Consider the following 15,432-nt stretch of genomic DNA (forward strand, 5'->3'; position numbering starts at 1 on the left):
CATCCAGCCACCCCGGGAAACCTCAGGTGCCGGCCCCTAAGGACAGGTAGCCGCGCTCGTCTGATTCCTGGGTCTGCCACTGGTCGCGGTACCAGCCTGGACGGGCGACCAGGTCCGTGTGGCGGCCGCGGTCGAGCACCCGGCCCGCGTCGAGCACCAGGATCTCGTCGAACTCGGCGAGACCCCGCAGCCGGTGGGTGACCAGGACGAGCGCGCCGGGTGTGGCGGCCACCACGGAGGCCAGCACGGCGTCCGCGGCGCCCGGGTCGAGTCCCTCGGTCGGCTCGTCGAGCACGAGCACCTCGGGGCGTAGCAGCAGAGCCCGGGCCAGCAGCAGCCGTTGGCGCTGACCGCCGGAGAGCTGGCCGCCGTCCTCGCCGACCTCGGTGTCCCAGCCGGCGGGCTGGTCGTGCACCCAGTCGAGGAAGCCGGCCGGCCCGGCCGCGGCCGCCAGTTCCTCGTCGGTGGCGTCCGGGCGGGCCAGCAGCAGGTTGTCGCGGACCGGGGCGTGGAAGACGTGCGCGTCGGCGAACAGGCCGCCCACCCGGTGCGGGTCGCCGGCGCCGGTGACCTGGCCGGCGTCCGGCGCGACCGTGCCGGCCAGCACCGCGAGCAGCGTGCTCTTGCCGGCGCCGCTCGGGCCGACCACCGCGACCTTCCGGCCGGGCGGCAGCCGCAGCGTGACGCCGTCGAGCGCGGGCGCGGCACCCGCCCGGTAGGTGACCGACACGTGGTCGAGACCGGGCTCGCCGGCCGCGGGTGCCGGCTCCCGCGCAGGCTCGGCGTCGGTGAGCAGCGCCGCGACCCGGGCCAGGGCCGTGTCGAGCTGCGTGCGCTGCCGGGCCGCGCCGACCAGCGCCAGCGCCGACTCGACGGCCGCGATGGTGCCGACCGCCAACACGCCGACCAGGGTGCCCGAGGTGCCGGCGCGCAGCGCGGTCAGCACGACCACGGCCGCCGTGGCACCGGCGAGCAGCACGCCGGCTCCGTCGACGGCCCAGCCCACGAGACCCAGGCGGCGTTCCAGCCGGGCCAGTTCGGCGGCCCGGCCGGCGGCCTTGGCGAGCGTGGCGTCGGTGGCGCCGAACGCGGCCAGGTCGGCCGCGCCGGCGGTCAGGTCGATCGCGTCGACCGCGAGCGCACCGCGCAGCGGCGCCACCCGGGCCGCCGTGCGCCGGGTCAGCGCCGAGGCCAGCGCGGGCAGCACGACGCCGGCGAGCAGCAGGCCGAGGGCCAGCGGCAGCGCGGCCGGCGGGCTGATCGCCGCGGCGCCGGCCACCGCCAGCACCGCGACGAGCCCGGCGGCGGCGCCGGGCACGAGCACCCGCAGCAGCAGGTCCTGCACGGCGTCGACATCGGACACCAGCCGGCTGAGCGCGTCGCCGGAGCGGTCCGTCGCCCGGGCGGGGCGGTCGGCGAGCGTCGCGAAGATCCGCGCGCGTACCTCCGTGATGATCCGCAGAACGGCGTCGTGGCCGGCCAGGCGTTCGGTGTAGCGCAGCACGCCGCGGGCGATGGCCAGCGTGCGGACCGCCACGATGGCCACGGTCAGCGCGGCGACCGGCGGTTGCCCGGCGGCGGTGATCAGCAGCCAGGTCGCGGTCGCCATCAGCGCCAGCCCGGCCAGCTCGGTGCCGGCGGCCAGCAGCCCGGCGCCGACCAGCCGGCCGAGCCAGGGGCGGGCGACCCGCAGGACGGTGCGTTCGGCAGCGGTCACGTCAGCCACCGACCCCGGTCGGCACGGGCCGCGCCAGCTCGGTCACCACGCCGTCGTCGACCCGCAGCACCCGGTCGGCGACCGCGAGCAGGGCCGGCCGGTGTGCGACGAAGACGCCTGTGCGCCCGGCGAGCAGGCGCAGCGTCGCCTCGACCACGGCGCCCTCGGAGGCGGCGTCGAGCCGGGCGGTGGGTTCGTCGAGGAGCACGAGCGTCGCGTGTTCGCGGAGGAACGCGCGGGCCAGCGCGATCCGTTGCCGTTGTCCGCTGGACAGCCCGTAACCCCGCTCGCCGAGCATGGTCTCCCAGCCCTCGGGCAGGGCCTCGATCACCTCGTCGAGCGCCGCGGCCGACGCCGCCTTGTCGAGGTCGGTGTCGGCCGGCGCGCCGAGGCGGACGTTGTCGGCGACGGTGCCGGCGAACAGGTGGGCGCGCTGCGGCACCCAGGCGACCTCGCGGCGCCAGGCGGCGAGGTCGGCGGTGGCCAGGTCGACGCCGGAGACCCGCACCTGGCCGGCGGTCGGCGCGACGAAGCCGAGCAGGAGGGCGAGCAGCGTGCTCTTGCCGGCGCCGGACGGGCCGACGATCGCGACCCGCTCGCCGGGCTGGATGGTCAGGGACACATCGCGCAAGGCCGTCGTCCGGTCGTAGGCGACCGTCACGCCGGACAGGACGATCGGCCCGGGCCGCGGGACCGCCGTGCCACCGGCCGCAGCCGCCGTGTCCGGCAGCGCCGAGAGCGCCTCGTCGAGGGCGGTCAGCCCCTCGAGGCTCGCGTGGAACTTGGTGCCGGCGGCCCGCAGCGGGAGGTACGCCTCCGGCGTCAGCAGCAGCACCAGCAATGCCACCTGCAGCGTGATCCCGCCGGAGAGCAGGCGCAGCCCGACCGGCACCGCGACCAGCGCCACGGAGATCGTCGCCACGAGCTCCAGCACGAGCGCCGACAGGAACGCGATCCGCAACGTCTTCATCGTGGCCGCGCGGTGCGCGTCGGCCATCCGGCGCACCACGTCGACCTGGGCCCGGGCCCGACCGAACGAGCGCAGCGTCGGCAGCCCGCTCAGCATGTCGAGGAAGTGGCCGCCGAGCCGGGACAGCCGCCGCCACTGTCGCTCGGTGGCCGCCTGGGCCTGCCAGCCGACCAGCGCGCCGAAGATCGGGATCAGCGGGATGGTCACCGCGACGATGACCGCGGAGGTCCAGTCGGCGAAGACCAGCCGGGACAGCACCGCGATCGGGATGGTGACGCCGAGCACGAGCTGAGGCAGGTAGCCGGTGAAGTACGCGTCGAGCCCGTCGAGCCCCCGGCCGGCCAGCGTGGCCAGCGAGCCGCCGCGCTGCCCGGCGAGCCAGGCGGGGTCGCGCCGGGTGACCGAGCCGAGCAGCTCGACCCGGAGCGCCTCCTTGACCGCGGCGGCGCTCCACGCGGTGACCGCGCCCTGCGCCCAGGCCAGCCCGGCGCGCGCCGCCACGAGGGCGACGAACAGGCCGAGCCCGGTGCGGTCGAGGCGGCCGCCGGCGGCCGCGGTGAGCACCGACGCGAGCGCGGTGGCCTGCAGCACGACCACGACCGCGGTCGCCGTGCCGGTCAACCCGAGCACGGCGAAGCGGCGCCGGGTGGCAGGCACCCGGCGCATCAGCCGCGGGTCGAACGGTCGTCGGCGGCTCACCAGTAAACCGGCGCCTTTCCGTCGACCCGGCCACGGAACACCCACCAGCACATCGCTTGGAAGCCTATAAGCACCGGAACGAACGGGACGGCCACCCAGCTGAGAAGCCGCAACGTCGATGGTGCCGCCGCGGCTTGCGGCACGGTCAGCGTCGCGGCCGGGTCGACCGTCGACACCAGCGCCGCCGGGTAGCGGCCGAGGCCGACCACCAGGACGGTCGCGACGAGCGCGAGAGAGCTGGCGGCGAACGCCCAGCCCGGGCGGCGGGCGGCGAACACCCGGGCCGCGAGCAGGGCCGACACCAGGAGCGCCAGGGGCGCGAGGGCCCGCCCGGTGACGGCGGCGCGGACGTCCTCGGACAGCAGGCCGAGCAGCGTGGCGAGGGCCACAGCGCCGAGTGCGACCGGCACGAGCCGCCGCACCAACCCGGCCCGGCGTGGGTCGACGGGCATGCGCAGGACCAGGAACGTGGCGCCGTGCAGTGCGACCAGGCTCACCAGTGTGATCGCGGTCGCGGCGACGAACGGCGTGGCCAGGTGGGCGATGCCGGCGACGTGCCCGTCCGCGTCCAGCGGGAGGCCCTGGAGCAGGCCGCCGAACAGCGCGCCCCACCCGAGGGCGGCCAGCACGCTGCCGGCGATCACCGCGCGGTCCCAACGGGCCCGCGCGGCCGCGCCTGCGGGCCGCCCGCGCAATTGCACGGCCACGGTGACCAGCACCACCCCGACCAGCGCCGCCACGACCGCCGGGTAGTAGCCGTGCAGCAGTTCCCCCTCCAGCCGTGGGAACGCGCCGAACAGGATGCCGAGGGCGGCGACCAGCCAGACCTCGTTGCCGAGGAAGAACGGGCCGACGGCGGTGAGCGCGGCCCGGCGCTCGGTGTCGGAGCGCTCGGCCGAGAGCAGCAGGCCGACGCCGTAGTCGTAGCCACCGAGCACCAGGTAGGTGGCGAAGAAGAGGCCCAGGAGGGCGAACCAGGCGAGTTCCATCGCGGACTCCTCAGCGGGCCAGGACCGGCTCGCGCCGGTGCTCGTCGTCTGTCACGTCGGCCAGCGACCGGCCGAGCGCCGGGTCGGCCGTGCCGCGGGCGGCCCGCTTGGCGATCAGCACCCAGTTGGTCACCGCGAGGGTCAGCAGCAGCGCGGTGAAGCCGAGGAAGGAGGTCAGCATCACGCCGCCGCTGATCGGGCTGACCGCGTCCTCGACTTTGAGGAGCCCGTACGCGGCCCAGGGTTGCCGCCCGCCCTCGCGGGTGAGCCAGCCGAGGATCGCCGCGACGAACGGGAGCGGCAGCGCGAGCCCGACGATGACGAGCGGGAACTTCAGCCGGATGATCCAGTCGCGGTAGAACAGCGGCAGCATGACGAACGCCCAGGCGAGGGTGAAACCGATCAAGATCATGAAACCGAGGCTGGCGCCGGCGTACGGCGGTGGCAGGTAGTCGCCGGGACCGAACCGGGCGGTGAAGTCGGCGACCGCCTGCGCCTTGGCCGCGTCGTCACCGAACTTGGTGGGCTGCACCGGGCCGACGACGCCGAACTGGGCGAAGCCGAAGCCCATCAGCGGGACGCCGGCGACGGTCACGGTCACGAGGCCGATCCACAGGGACTTGCGCAGCAACTCGTAGTCGGGGCTGCGGCGCAGCAGCAGCCAGGCGCTGATGCCCGCGACCACCATGCCACCGGTGAGCAGCGCGGCCGAGATCACGTGCCCGAGCGCCATCGTGAACGTCGGGTTGGTCAGCAGGGCGGTGAAGTCGGTGAGGTAGGCGATGCCGTCGCGGACCTCGTAGCCGACCGGGTTCTGCAACCAGGCGTTCGCGGCCATGATGAAGAAGGCCGAGACGTACGCCGTGATCGCGACGCCGTAGAGCAGGGCCAGGTGCGCGCCGCGGCGGAGCCGGTGCCAACCGAAGATCCACATGCCGAGCAGCGTCGACTCGAGGAAGAACGCGAGCAGTGTCTCCAGGGCGATCGGCGCGCCGAACACGTTGCCGACGTAGCGGGACAGGCCGCTCCAGTTGAGGCCGAACTGGAACTCCATCACGATGCCGGTCGCGATGCCCAGCACGTAGTTGATCAAGTAGATCGTGCCCCAGAAGCGCACCATCCGCTCGTAGACGGGCTTGCGGGTGATGAAGGACGCGGTCTGCAGGTAGACGAGCAGGGTCACCAGCCCGAGGGTCACCAGCACGAACAGGAAGTGGATCGACGTGGTGGTGGCGAACTGCAGGCGGGCGAGCGGCAAGGGGTCCATGGCCAAGCCCCTCCGAGGGGATAGTGAGGTTCGCTTGTTGTAGCGACTCTACACGTAGCTTGGCTACCTATATATCCTACGGCTCGTAGTAGTCATGAACATGACTCTACTACAGCGTGTCGTAGTTTGATTCAGGAGATGAACAGCGCGATCGGCAGCGCGGCAAGTCCGCTGCTGGCGACCAGGGCGGCGACGGCCGCGAGCGGGGTGGGGCCCAGGGGTGCGCGCAGGCGGCGCACCCGGGCGACGATGTCGTGGTCGGCGGCGCCGAGCATGCCCGCGGGCGTCGCGTGCGACGGCGCGGTCGCGAACCGCGCCAACGCGGCGGCCAGCGACTCGTCGGTGTGGAAGCGGCGGGCCCGGTCGTCGGCACGCATCTCGACCAGCAGGGCGACGGCGGCCAGGGCCCGCACGACCCAGCTCACCCCCGGCAGGGCGCGGACCAGCGCGGTGAACGGGAGCAGCACGAGGTCGTGCCGCTCCTTCGCGTGCGCCTCCTCGTGGCTGAGCACGGCGGCCAGCTCGTCGCGGGGCAGCAGGCTGAGCGCGCCGGCGCTGATCACCACGCGCGGGCGCAGGCCGGGAACGCAGTAGGCGGCGGCGCTGGGGTGGTCGAGCACCAGCGCGCCGGGTGCGGCCGGATCGGCGCGACCGACGAGGGCGAGCAGGTCCCGCTGGCGCTGCCGGGCCTTGACGGCGTGGCGGAGGCTCGCGGCGGTGGACCAGAACAGCACCACGCCGATGCCGAGGCCGACGCTGATCAGCGCGAGGTGGCCCACGCCCAGCTCCGCCGGGAGGCGGCCACCCGCGAGGTCGCCGGCGAGCAGGCGGACCGCCGTGCCCGGAGGCTCGTCGTAGGGAGAGAGGCCGATCGAGATCGGGATGCCGATGGCGGACAGCCCGACCGCGAGGCCGATGCCCTGCCAGCAGAGGATCGCGATGGTGGGGCAGCTGGCCGGCCAGCGGGACCGGAGCATCACCAGGGCGACCAGATAACAGCCCAGCACCGCCGCGCCGAAGTGTGCGGTGTAGAGCATCGGTCAGCCCTTGTCTTTGTCCAGGGCGGCGCGCAGCACGTCGGCCTCGTCGCCGGTCACCGACCGGGCGAACCGCACGAGAGCCGCGTCCCGCTCACCGGCGAGATCAAGGGCGTCGAGCATGAGCTGCGCGATGTACGCGTCGCGGCCGGCCACGGGCTGGTAGCTCCAGGCCCGGCCGGTGCGCTCGCGCTCGACCATGCCCTTGCCGGCGAGCCGGTCGAGCACGGTCATCACCGTGGTGTAGGCCAGGTCACGCCCGTCCAACGCATCGACGACTTCGCGAACCGTGGCCGGCGCGGACCGATCCCAGAGGACGTCCATCACCGCCCGCTCGAGATCTCCCAACCGCGTCACGCGTCGATCCTACCCGGTGTAGTAGGTCGCCCCCGTCACCGGGCCGCCGCAGTAGCCGGCCACCATCGCGTCCAGCCGCGCGGCGGCGTCCGGGTCGAACTCCGGGCGGTCCAGCGAGACGGGACGCGCGCGGCGGAACGCGGTCAGCGGCGCGTCGGGCGGGTTGTCGAGGAGCTCGGCCAGGCGTTCGGCGGTCGTGTCCACCGATGCGCCGAAGACGGCGGCCGCGGCGCCGGAGAGGGCGCGCAGCGGCTGGTCGAGATGGCGGTGCATGCCGCTGTTGACCAGCAGGGGGTTGTAGAGGACGTAGCGAACTCTCGACGGGCGAGCGGCGAAGGCGACGGCGAGCAGGTCGTTGGCCCGGGCGCCCTGCATGGTCGCCCTGAACATCGAGTAGCGCCTGGACAGCTGCGGATCGTCCCAGTGGATCCGGCCGGCTTTGATCCCGCCCGTGCCGCTGAGGTTGAGGATCACGGGTTTCGGCGCGCGCTCGAGCGCCGGCCGGAGCCGCTCGGCGAGCAGGTAGCGGCTCACCACGTAGATCGCGAAGGTCTGCTCAAGCCCTTCGGGGGTCTCGACCCGCCGCCGGCTGAACCGGCCGGCGGACAGGACGAGCGCGTCGATCCGGTCCGGGAGGCCGGCGGCGAGCGCGGCCGTCTGCCGAACGGAGGTGAGGTCGGCGTCGGCGCTGCCCAACGCGATCACCCGGTCGTTGTGCCTCAACCGGGCGGCAAGGGCGCCACCGATGCCACGTGTGCCGCCCGCGATCACGACTGTGCGCATACTCGAATCCTGTGCGCCATCCGTGGTCGTCGGAAAGAAGGCACATCCATGTCACCGGTGCTCCCGCTGCCCGTCACGCCGGCCGACCGGGCCGCCTGCGCCGCGACCGACGTGCTGCGCCGCGTCGGCGAGAAGTGGAGCGTGCTGGTCCTGGCGCTGCTGAGCGACCGCCCGCGCGGCTTCAACGAACTCGACCGTGCCGTCGAGGGACTGAGCCGCCGCATCCTGACGCGAACCTTGCGCACCCTGGAGACCGACGGCCTGGTCAGCCGGCGCGAGACCGCGCAGCGGGTCGAGTACGCCCTGACCGACCTCGGCCGCTCCCTGCTGCCGCTGGTCATCGCGATCGGCGAGTGGGCGGTGCAGCACGCACCCGAGCTCAACGCCGCCCGAACACCGAGTCGGGCGACGCCCGGATGGTGAGCGGACTCAGGCCTCGCGCTCCAACTCGTCGAGCGTCGCGATCCGCTGCTCGACGTAGTCGACCGCACCCGACGCGGTCCGGCCGAGCTTGAAGATGGTTACGCGTGCGGCCCACTTCTCGCCTTTGACCGGTTCGGCGAACCAGTATTCCTGGATGCCGCGGTCCGCGTGCCAGTAAGCGTTGCGGTCCTTGCTGTCGGAGGACGCGGACCACACTTCGACAACCATGCTGATCAGGTCCGCGTCGTGCCAGGCGCGTTCGACGTCATCGGGTTCCTGGTGGAAGACACCGATGTCGGCGATCCGTGAGTCGGTGGCCGACGCGCGCACGCCGACCTCCGTCTCGGCCTGCTTGCCCTGCCGCTCGAGCAGGTTCGCGATGCGCCGGGCGGTCCGCTGGTGCCAGAGGCGCGCACGGGACCCGATGACCAGCTTTCCGTTGCGCAACTCCCAGCGGACGCAGTGCGGTAGGTCCGCCAGGTCGTCCAGCGTGAAGCCGCCCTGTACGTCGGGGATCGTGATCGTCACCATTGGCGGCCTCCTCGTCTCCCGACGACGGGAACCCGGCGTCAGATGCCCTTCGGGTGCCAGACCGTTTTGGTTTCCAGGAAGGCGGTCATGCGGGTCAGGCCCGGGTCGGCCGACCAGTCGGGTGTGGTGAGCGGCGCGCGGACGACGCGCTTCAGGTTGCCGGCCGCTGCCTCCTCCAGGGAGGCCGCCAGGGTCGGGTCGGTGATGCCGGCCAGGTCGATGGCGTTGACGTCCATGTGGGCCGCGAGCCAGGGCGCGGTCTCGGCCGGGTCGCCGGTCAGGATGTTGACGACGCCGCCGGGTAGGTCGGAGGTGGCCAGGACCTCCGCCAGGGTGACCGCCGCGAGCGGGGCGTCCTTGGCGGCCAGGGCGACCACCGTGTTGCCCGTGACGATCGCCGGGGCGACGACGCTGACCAGGCCGAGGAACGACGGCGGCGGGACCAGGCCGACCACGCCGGTCGGCTCGGGCGACGACAGGTTGAAGTAGGGGCCCGCGACCGGGTTGGCGCCGCCGTAGACCTGGGTGATCTTGTCGGACCAGCCCGCGTACCAGACCCAGCGGTCGATGGCCTCGTCGACCTCCGCGGCCGGCAGGCCCAGCGCGATGAACTGGTCGCGGCGGCCTTCGAGCATCTCTGCCACGCGGTAGAGGATCTGGCCGCGGTTGTAGGCGGTCGCCCCCGACCAGCCCTTCACCGCCGCGCGAGCGGCGACCACGGCGTCACGGACGTCCTTGCGGGAGGCCAGGGCCACGTTGGCCTCCTGTGCGACGTAGGAGCGGCCCGACTCGCTGCGCGGGAACTTGCCGCCGATGAAGAGCTTGTAGGTCTTGCGGACCGCCACGCGTGCGTCAGACATCGAGGTATGCCTCCAGCCCGTGACGGCCGCCCTCGCGGCCGTAGCCGGACTCCTTGTAGCCGCCGAACGGCGAGCTCGGGTCGAACTTGTTGAACGTGTTGGCCCAGACCACCCCGGCGCGCAGCCGGTCGGCCATCCAGAGGATCCGGGAGCCCTTGTCGGTCCAGACCCCGGCGGACAAGCCGTAAGGCGTGTTGTTGGCCTTTTCCACCGCCTCCGCGGGCGTGCGGAAGGTCAGCACCGAGAGCACCGGGCCGAAGATCTCCTCGCGCGCGATGCGGTGGGCCTGCGTGACGCCGGTGAAGATCGTCGGCGCGAACCAGAAGCCGTTGTCGGGCAGCTCGCACGGCGGCGACCAGCGCTCGGCGCCCTCTTCGCCGCCGATGTCGGACAGCGCGCGGATCCGCTCGAGCTGCGCGGCCGAGTTGATCGCGCCGATGTCGGTGTTCTTGTCGAGCGGGTCGCCGACCCGCAGCCGCGCCATCCGCCGCTTGAGCGACGCGAGCACCGGCTCGTAGACCGACTCCTGCACCAGCAACCGCGAGCCGGCGCAGCAGACGTGGCCCTGGTTGAAGAAGATGCCGTTGACGATGCCCTCGACCGCCTGGTCGATCGGTGCGTCCTCGAAGATCACGTTGGCGGCCTTGCCGCCCAGCTCGAGCGTGACCTTCTTGCGCGAGCCGGCCACCGCGCGCGCGATCGCCTTGCCCACCTCGGTCGAGCCGGTGAACGCGATCTTGTCGACGCCGTCGTGCTCGACCAGCGCGCGGCCGGTCTCGCCGGCACCGGTGACGATGTTGACGACACCCGGCGGCAGGTCGGCCTGCTGGCAGATCTCGGCGAACAGCAGCGCGGTCAGCGGCGTCGTCTCCGCCGGCTTGAGCACCACGGTGTTGCCCGCGGCCAGCGCCGGCGCGATCTTCCACGCGAGCATCAGCAGCGGGAAGTTCCACGGGATGACCTGGGCGGCGACGCCGAGCGGCTTGGGCGCCGGGCCGAAGCCCGCGTGCGCCAGCTTGTCGGCCCAGCCCGCGTAGTAGAAGAAGTGCGCCGCGACCAGCGGGATGTCGACGTCGCGGGACTCGCGGATCGGCTTGCCGTTGTCGAGCGACTCCAGCACGGCCAACTCGCGGCCGCGCTCCTGGATGATCCGGGCGATCCGGTAGAGGTATTTGGCGCGGTCACGCCCGGGCATCCGGGACCAGACCTTGTCGTAGGCCGCGCGGGCCGCCGCGACCGCGCGGTCGACGTCGGCGGGGCCGGCTTCGGCGATCTCCGAGAGGACCTCTTCGGAGGCCGGGTTGATGGTCTTGAAGGACGCGCCGTCGGCGGGGTCGACGAAAGCGCCGTCGATGAACAGCCCGTATGACGGGTTGATGTCGACGACCGCGCGGGATTCGGGGGCGGGGGCGTATTCGAACATCGTCAGTCCAGCGTGAAGTAGTCGGGACCGGAGTAGACACCGGTCGTGAGCTTGGTGCGCTGCATGAGCAGGTCGTTGAGCAGCGTCGAGGCGCCGAACCGGAACCAGTCGGGGTCGAGCCAGTCGTCGCCGGCGGTCTCGTTGACCAGCACCAGGTATTTGACGGCGTCCTTGGTCGTGCGGATGCCGCCCGCCGGCTTGACGCCCACCTGGCGCCCGGTGAGGTCGCGGAAGTCGCGGACCGCCTCGAGCATCACGAGCGTCACCGGCAGCGTCGCCGCGACGGGGACCTTGCCGGTCGACGTCTTGATGAAGTCACCGCCGGCCAGCATGCCGATCCAGGAGGCGCGGCGGACGTTGTCGTAGGTCGCCAGCTCACCCGTCTCCAGGATGACCTTGAGGTGGGCGGTGCCGCAGGCCTGCTTGACCGCGGCGATCTCCTCGAAGACCTCGAGGTAACGGCCCGACAGGAAGGCGCCCCGGTTGATCACCATGTCGATCTCGTCGGCGCCGGCCGCCACGGCGGCCTTGGTGTCGGCGAGCTTGACCTCGAGCGGCGCCTGGCCGGAGGGAAAGGCGGTGGCCACGCTCGCCGTGTGGATGCCGGAGCCGGCCAGCGCCTCGACCGCCACCGGCACCATCGCCGGGTAGACGCAGATCGCCGCCACCGGCGGGCAGGTCGGGTCGGCCGGGTCGGGCCGCCGGGCCTTCGCGCAGAGCGCGCGCACCTTGCCCGGAGTGTCGGCGCCTTCGAGCGTGGTCAGGTCGACCATGCGGATCGCCAGGTCGATCGCCCATGCCTTGGCGGTCGTCTTGATCGACCGGGTGCCGAGCATCGCGGCGCGCTGCTCCGCGCCAACCTGGTCGACCCCGGGCAGACCGTGCAGAAATGCCCGAAGGGCCGCGTCGGAACGTGTGACTGAGGACAGTTCCCCAAAATTTTGATCTTGATCTGCGCCGTCCGACGGACCAGGCGCCTCTGGAGGCAGAGCCGCCGTCGTCGCTGTCATGCGGACGAGTGTACGGGTGCCGCCGGAGGTCGATAAGTTATCCACAGGCCGGCCGCTATCCATAGGCCGATACACAGATCACGGCCGACCTGTACGTTGACGAACCGTGGACGTACAAGTGGTCAACCATCCCCTCGCCGCGACGCGCCTGACCGCGATGCGGGAGAAGAACACCGAGCCCGGCAGCTTCCGGGCCGCGCTGCACGAACTCACCACCATGCTGGTCTACGAGGCCGCCCGCGCCTTCCCGGTCGAGCGTTATCCGATCGACACGCCCGTGGCGCCCACCGAGGGCATCCGGCTGGCCAACCCGCCCCTGCTCGTCCCGGTGCTGCGCGCGGGTCTGGGCATGGCCGACTCCGCCCTGGCGCTGCTGCCGGAGTCGTCGATGGGCTTCGTCGGCCTGGCCCGCGACGAGGAGACGTTCCAGCCCCGGGCCTACCTCGAGTCGCTACCCGCCGACCTGAGCGGCATCCCGGTGCTCGTGCTCGACCCGATGCTGGCCACCGGCGGTTCGCTCGAGCACTGCTGCCGGCTGCTGGCCGAGCGCGGCTGCACCGACATCACGGTCATCTGCGTGCTCGCGGCACCCGAGGGCATCGCCCGCCTGGAGCGCTCCGGGCTGCCGCTGCGCCTGGTGACGGCCTCGATCGACGACCAGCTCAACGACAAGATGTACATCGTTCCGGGTCTGGGCGACGCCGGTGACCGGCAGTTCGGCGGAATGCCCCGATTTTGACGCATGGGCGACCGGTGAGTGCGACGCGAGCGCGAAGCGGCTACCGTTCCGGGCCATGACCACTGTTCCCATCGCCGAGGAGCTTTTGCTGCTCGCATACGACAACGAGTCCGGAAAAGCGACCGGTTCGCGCATCGGGCTCGACCTCGGCATGGCCGCGGCAGTGCTGGTCGAGTTGGCCCTCGCGGGCCGGATCGCATACGCGGACGGCAACATCGTGGTGGTCGACGCAACACCGACCGGCGTGCCGGTGGCCGACGAGGTGTTGGCCAAGATCGACGCAAACGTCCCGCACACCCCGGCCTCGTGGGTGCAGCGCCTGCGCCACGGCCTGCGTGACCGCATCCTGTCCGACCTGGTCGGCCGCGGCCTGATCCGCGACGTCGACGAGGTGGAGCTGGAGTTCATCCACGTCCACCGCTACCCCTCGGTCGACGCCTCCGTCGAGGACGAGACCCGCGGCCGGCTGGCCGCCGCGCTGGCCGGCGAGGGCGCCCCCGACGAGCGCACGGCGGCCCTGGCCACGCTGATCGTGGCCGCCCGCATGGAGGCCTGCCTCGGCCTGAGCGGCGACGAGGCCGCCGCCGCACACGAGAAGCTGGAGCGCATCGCCGGCGGCGCCGGCTTCAGCGGTGGCGTCAGCCTCGACCAGTCGACGGTCCGCCCGTCGGTCGCCCTGGTGGTCACGGCCCTCGGCAAGGCCATCCAGGCAGCCCTGGGCACCCCTCGCCCGGTCACGCACTAGCGTGACCCGGCCCAGCCTGGCAACTCGCTGGGCGGGCACACGAAGATGACATCGGACAGCGATCACCCCACTACGCTGTGGAAGCGTGGCGTCTGCCGTTAGCGATCCGGTTCCGCCGGGTGAGGCGGAGCGGGCCGCAGCGCGGTGGGTCGGCCCGGCGGTCACCGTCGGCGTGGCGCTGTTCTACCTCGGGGCCGCCTTCGCCGTGACCGGGTCGCTCTGGGGCGACCTCAGCAACACCACCCCGGCCGTCAACCCGCAGGACCACGTCTTCTTCCAGTGGGCGCTCGCGCACGGTGCGCAGGTGGCCGAGCACGGGATCTACCCCTTCACCACCAAGTCCCTCAACATGCCCGACGGCGTCAACCTCATGGCCAACACGTCGATCCTCGGGCTCGGTATCCCGATGTCCCCGGTCACCCTGCTCTGGGGACCGCAGACCGCGTTCGCCCTCCTCCTCGTGCTCGGGCTCGCGGGCACCGCGTTCGGCTGGTACTGGGTGTTCAGCCGCCACCTCGTCGACAACCGAGCCGTCGCGTTCGCGGCCGGGGCGCTCTGCGGGTTCGCGCCCGGGCTGATCAGCCACGCGCAGGGCCACGTCAACTGGACCGCCCAGTTCGTCGTGCCCTGGCTGGTCGTCGCCGTCATCCGGCTGCGCCGGCCCGGCCATGCCGTCCGGCGCGGGATCTGGCTCGGGCTCCTGGTCACCTACCAGGCCTTCGTCAACGAGGAAGTGCTGCTCTACGCCGCACTCGGGTTGTTCGTCTTCGTGCTCTGCTACACGCTGGCCAACCCGCGCGCCGTGAAAGAACAGGTCAAACCCTTCCTCGGCGGGCTCGCGATCGCCGTCGGGGTGGCCGTCGTCCTGCTGGGCTACCCGCTCTGGGTGCAGTTCTACGGGCCGCAGAGCTATCACGGCGTGCCCACCGCCGTGAAGGACGTCAGCACCGACCTCGCCGCCTACCCGTCGTTCGCCCGCCTCTCCATCGCCGGGAGCACCGCCGAGGCCGAGCGTCTCACCCAGGGCCCGGCCGAGGAGAACAGCTTCCTCGGCTGGCCGCTGCTGATCGTCTGCCTGATCGCCGTCGTCATCAGTTGGCGTCGCAAGGTCACCTGGGCCCTCGTCATCACCGGCCTCGTCTTCGCCGCGCTGTCGCTCGGGCCGACGATCATGATCAACCGGGACGACACCGGCGTATCCGGACCCTGGCGCTGGTTCCAGAACCTGCCGATCTTCAACTCCGTCGTGCCGACCCGCCTGTCGCTCATCGTCGTACCGGTCGCCGCCGCGCTGCTCGCGCTCGGCGCGGACACCGCCCTGCGCGCGGCCAGGAGGCAGAAGCCGCCGGTCGCCGTGGCGTTGCGCGCGCTCACCGCCGCCGCGATCCTCGCGGCCCTGATCCCGCTGGCGCCGAAGGGGCTCCCGACGACCGGCACGCCGCCGACGCCCCCGTTCATCACGCAAGGCATCTGGCGCGACTACGCCGCCACGGACCGGTCGCTGGTGTTCGTGCCGGTCACCGACAACATCTACCTCGACGGCATGCGCTGGTCCGCCCGCGCGCAGATCGGCTTCGCCATCGCCGGCGGCTATTTCCTCGGCCCCGCCACCGAGGGCGCCGACAACCGCGCGATCTTCAACGCGCCCACCCGCTTCACCGGCGCCCTCTTCGACCAGACCGCCCGCACCGGCGACCTGCCGCCGGTCAACGACGAGACCCGCGCCAAGTTCCGCGACGACCTCGCCTTCTGGCGGGCGAACGCGCTCGTCCTGCCGCAGTCCGAGACCAACGCCGGGCAACTGCGGGCGCTGGTCGTCGAGCTGACGGGCGAGATACCCGACAACGTGGGCGGCACCTGGGTCTGGCGCGTCAGCTAAAGG

The 15,432-nt window shown here is 72.5% G+C and carries 15 protein-coding genes; 4 read left to right on the top strand and 11 right to left on the bottom strand.

Annotation, left to right across the window (positions count from 1 at the left end; genetic code table 11):
• Nucleotides 1–22: 22 nt before the first annotated feature.
• The 7 genes from cydC to Air01nite_RS07840 form a co-directional block, all read right to left on the bottom strand.
• On the bottom strand, nucleotides 23–1,726 hold the full coding sequence (cydC, locus tag Air01nite_RS07810) for a thiol reductant ABC exporter subunit CydC (RefSeq protein WP_203701271.1): 1,704 nt from the start codon (nucleotides 1,724–1,726) through the stop codon (nucleotides 23–25).
• On the bottom strand, nucleotides 1,719–3,353 hold the full coding sequence (cydD, locus tag Air01nite_RS07815) for a thiol reductant ABC exporter subunit CydD (protein ID WP_203701314.1): 1,635 nt from the start codon (nucleotides 3,351–3,353) through the stop codon (nucleotides 1,719–1,721). The genes cydC and cydD overlap by 8 nt, the downstream gene beginning before the upstream one ends.
• A 29-nt stretch (nucleotides 3,354–3,382) precedes the next feature.
• Complete coding sequence (locus Air01nite_RS07820; protein ID WP_203701272.1) at nucleotides 3,383–4,375, bottom strand: cytochrome d ubiquinol oxidase subunit II; 993 nt, start codon at nucleotides 4,373–4,375, stop codon at nucleotides 3,383–3,385.
• 10 nt (nucleotides 4,376–4,385) lie between these two features.
• Nucleotides 4,386–5,642, bottom strand: coding sequence for a cytochrome ubiquinol oxidase subunit I (locus tag Air01nite_RS07825; RefSeq protein ID WP_203701273.1), 1,257 nt, complete (start codon nucleotides 5,640–5,642; stop codon nucleotides 4,386–4,388).
• 131 nt (nucleotides 5,643–5,773) lie between these two features.
• On the bottom strand, nucleotides 5,774–6,679 hold the full coding sequence (locus Air01nite_RS07830) for a M56 family metallopeptidase (RefSeq protein WP_203701274.1): 906 nt from the start codon (nucleotides 6,677–6,679) through the stop codon (nucleotides 5,774–5,776).
• A 3-nt stretch (nucleotides 6,680–6,682) separates the two neighbouring features.
• Nucleotides 6,683–7,036 (bottom strand): BlaI/MecI/CopY family transcriptional regulator, encoded by a 354-nt coding sequence (locus tag Air01nite_RS07835; RefSeq protein ID WP_203701275.1) that lies wholly within the window; start codon nucleotides 7,034–7,036, stop codon nucleotides 6,683–6,685.
• A gap of 9 nt (nucleotides 7,037–7,045) precedes the next feature.
• Nucleotides 7,046–7,819 carry a Rossmann-fold NAD(P)-binding domain-containing protein gene (locus Air01nite_RS07840; protein ID WP_203701276.1) on the bottom strand — a complete coding sequence of 258 codons (774 nt, stop codon included), beginning with the start codon at nucleotides 7,817–7,819 and terminating at the stop codon, nucleotides 7,046–7,048.
• Between the two features lie 48 nt (nucleotides 7,820–7,867).
• On the opposite strand from Air01nite_RS07840, the gene Air01nite_RS07845 reads away from it, so the two are divergent.
• Nucleotides 7,868–8,242, top strand: coding sequence for a winged helix-turn-helix transcriptional regulator (locus tag Air01nite_RS07845; protein ID WP_203701277.1), 375 nt, complete (start codon nucleotides 7,868–7,870; stop codon nucleotides 8,240–8,242).
• A 6-nt stretch (nucleotides 8,243–8,248) separates the two neighbouring features.
• Here Air01nite_RS07845 and Air01nite_RS07850 read toward each other — a convergent pair whose 3' ends face one another.
• Genes Air01nite_RS07850 through deoC form a run of 4 tightly spaced genes read right to left on the bottom strand, consistent with a single transcriptional unit; the run spans nucleotide 8,249 to nucleotide 11,985 of the window.
• Nucleotides 8,249–8,773 carry a Uma2 family endonuclease gene (locus Air01nite_RS07850; RefSeq protein ID WP_203701278.1) on the bottom strand — a complete coding sequence of 175 codons (525 nt, stop codon included), beginning with the start codon at nucleotides 8,771–8,773 and terminating at the stop codon, nucleotides 8,249–8,251.
• A 38-nt stretch (nucleotides 8,774–8,811) separates the two neighbouring features.
• Entirely contained in the window at nucleotides 8,812–9,633 is an 822-nt protein-coding gene (locus tag Air01nite_RS07855) for an aldehyde dehydrogenase family protein (RefSeq protein WP_203701279.1), read from the bottom strand.
• Nucleotides 9,626–11,056 carry an aldehyde dehydrogenase family protein gene (locus Air01nite_RS07860; protein WP_203701280.1) on the bottom strand — a complete coding sequence of 477 codons (1,431 nt, stop codon included), beginning with the start codon at nucleotides 11,054–11,056 and terminating at the stop codon, nucleotides 9,626–9,628. The genes Air01nite_RS07855 and Air01nite_RS07860 overlap by 8 nt, the downstream gene beginning before the upstream one ends.
• A gap of 2 nt (nucleotides 11,057–11,058) precedes the next feature.
• A complete protein-coding gene (gene deoC / locus Air01nite_RS07865; RefSeq protein ID WP_239090569.1) occupies nucleotides 11,059–11,985 on the bottom strand; it encodes a deoxyribose-phosphate aldolase in 927 nt (308 codons plus the stop codon).
• Between the two features lie 187 nt (nucleotides 11,986–12,172).
• Here deoC and upp point away from each other — a divergent pair, with 187 nt between their 5' ends.
• The 3 genes from upp (at nucleotide 12,173) to Air01nite_RS07880 (ending at nucleotide 15,429) form a co-directional block, all read left to right on the top strand.
• Nucleotides 12,173–12,805: a uracil phosphoribosyltransferase gene (gene upp / locus Air01nite_RS07870; protein ID WP_203701282.1), complete on the top strand. Its 633-nt coding sequence runs from the start codon at nucleotides 12,173–12,175 to the stop codon at nucleotides 12,803–12,805.
• A gap of 55 nt (nucleotides 12,806–12,860) precedes the next feature.
• On the top strand, nucleotides 12,861–13,550 hold the full coding sequence (locus tag Air01nite_RS07875) for a GOLPH3/VPS74 family protein (RefSeq protein WP_203701283.1): 690 nt from the start codon (nucleotides 12,861–12,863) through the stop codon (nucleotides 13,548–13,550).
• 85 nt (nucleotides 13,551–13,635) lie between these two features.
• Nucleotides 13,636–15,429, top strand: coding sequence for a putative glycosyltransferase family protein (locus Air01nite_RS07880; RefSeq protein WP_203701284.1), 1,794 nt, complete (start codon nucleotides 13,636–13,638; stop codon nucleotides 15,427–15,429).
• Nucleotides 15,430–15,432: the final 3 nt, after the last annotated feature.

The sequence above is a fragment of the Asanoa iriomotensis genome (assembly GCF_016862515.1).
GTDB classification, from domain to species: domain Bacteria; phylum Actinomycetota; class Actinomycetes; order Mycobacteriales; family Micromonosporaceae; genus Asanoa; species Asanoa iriomotensis.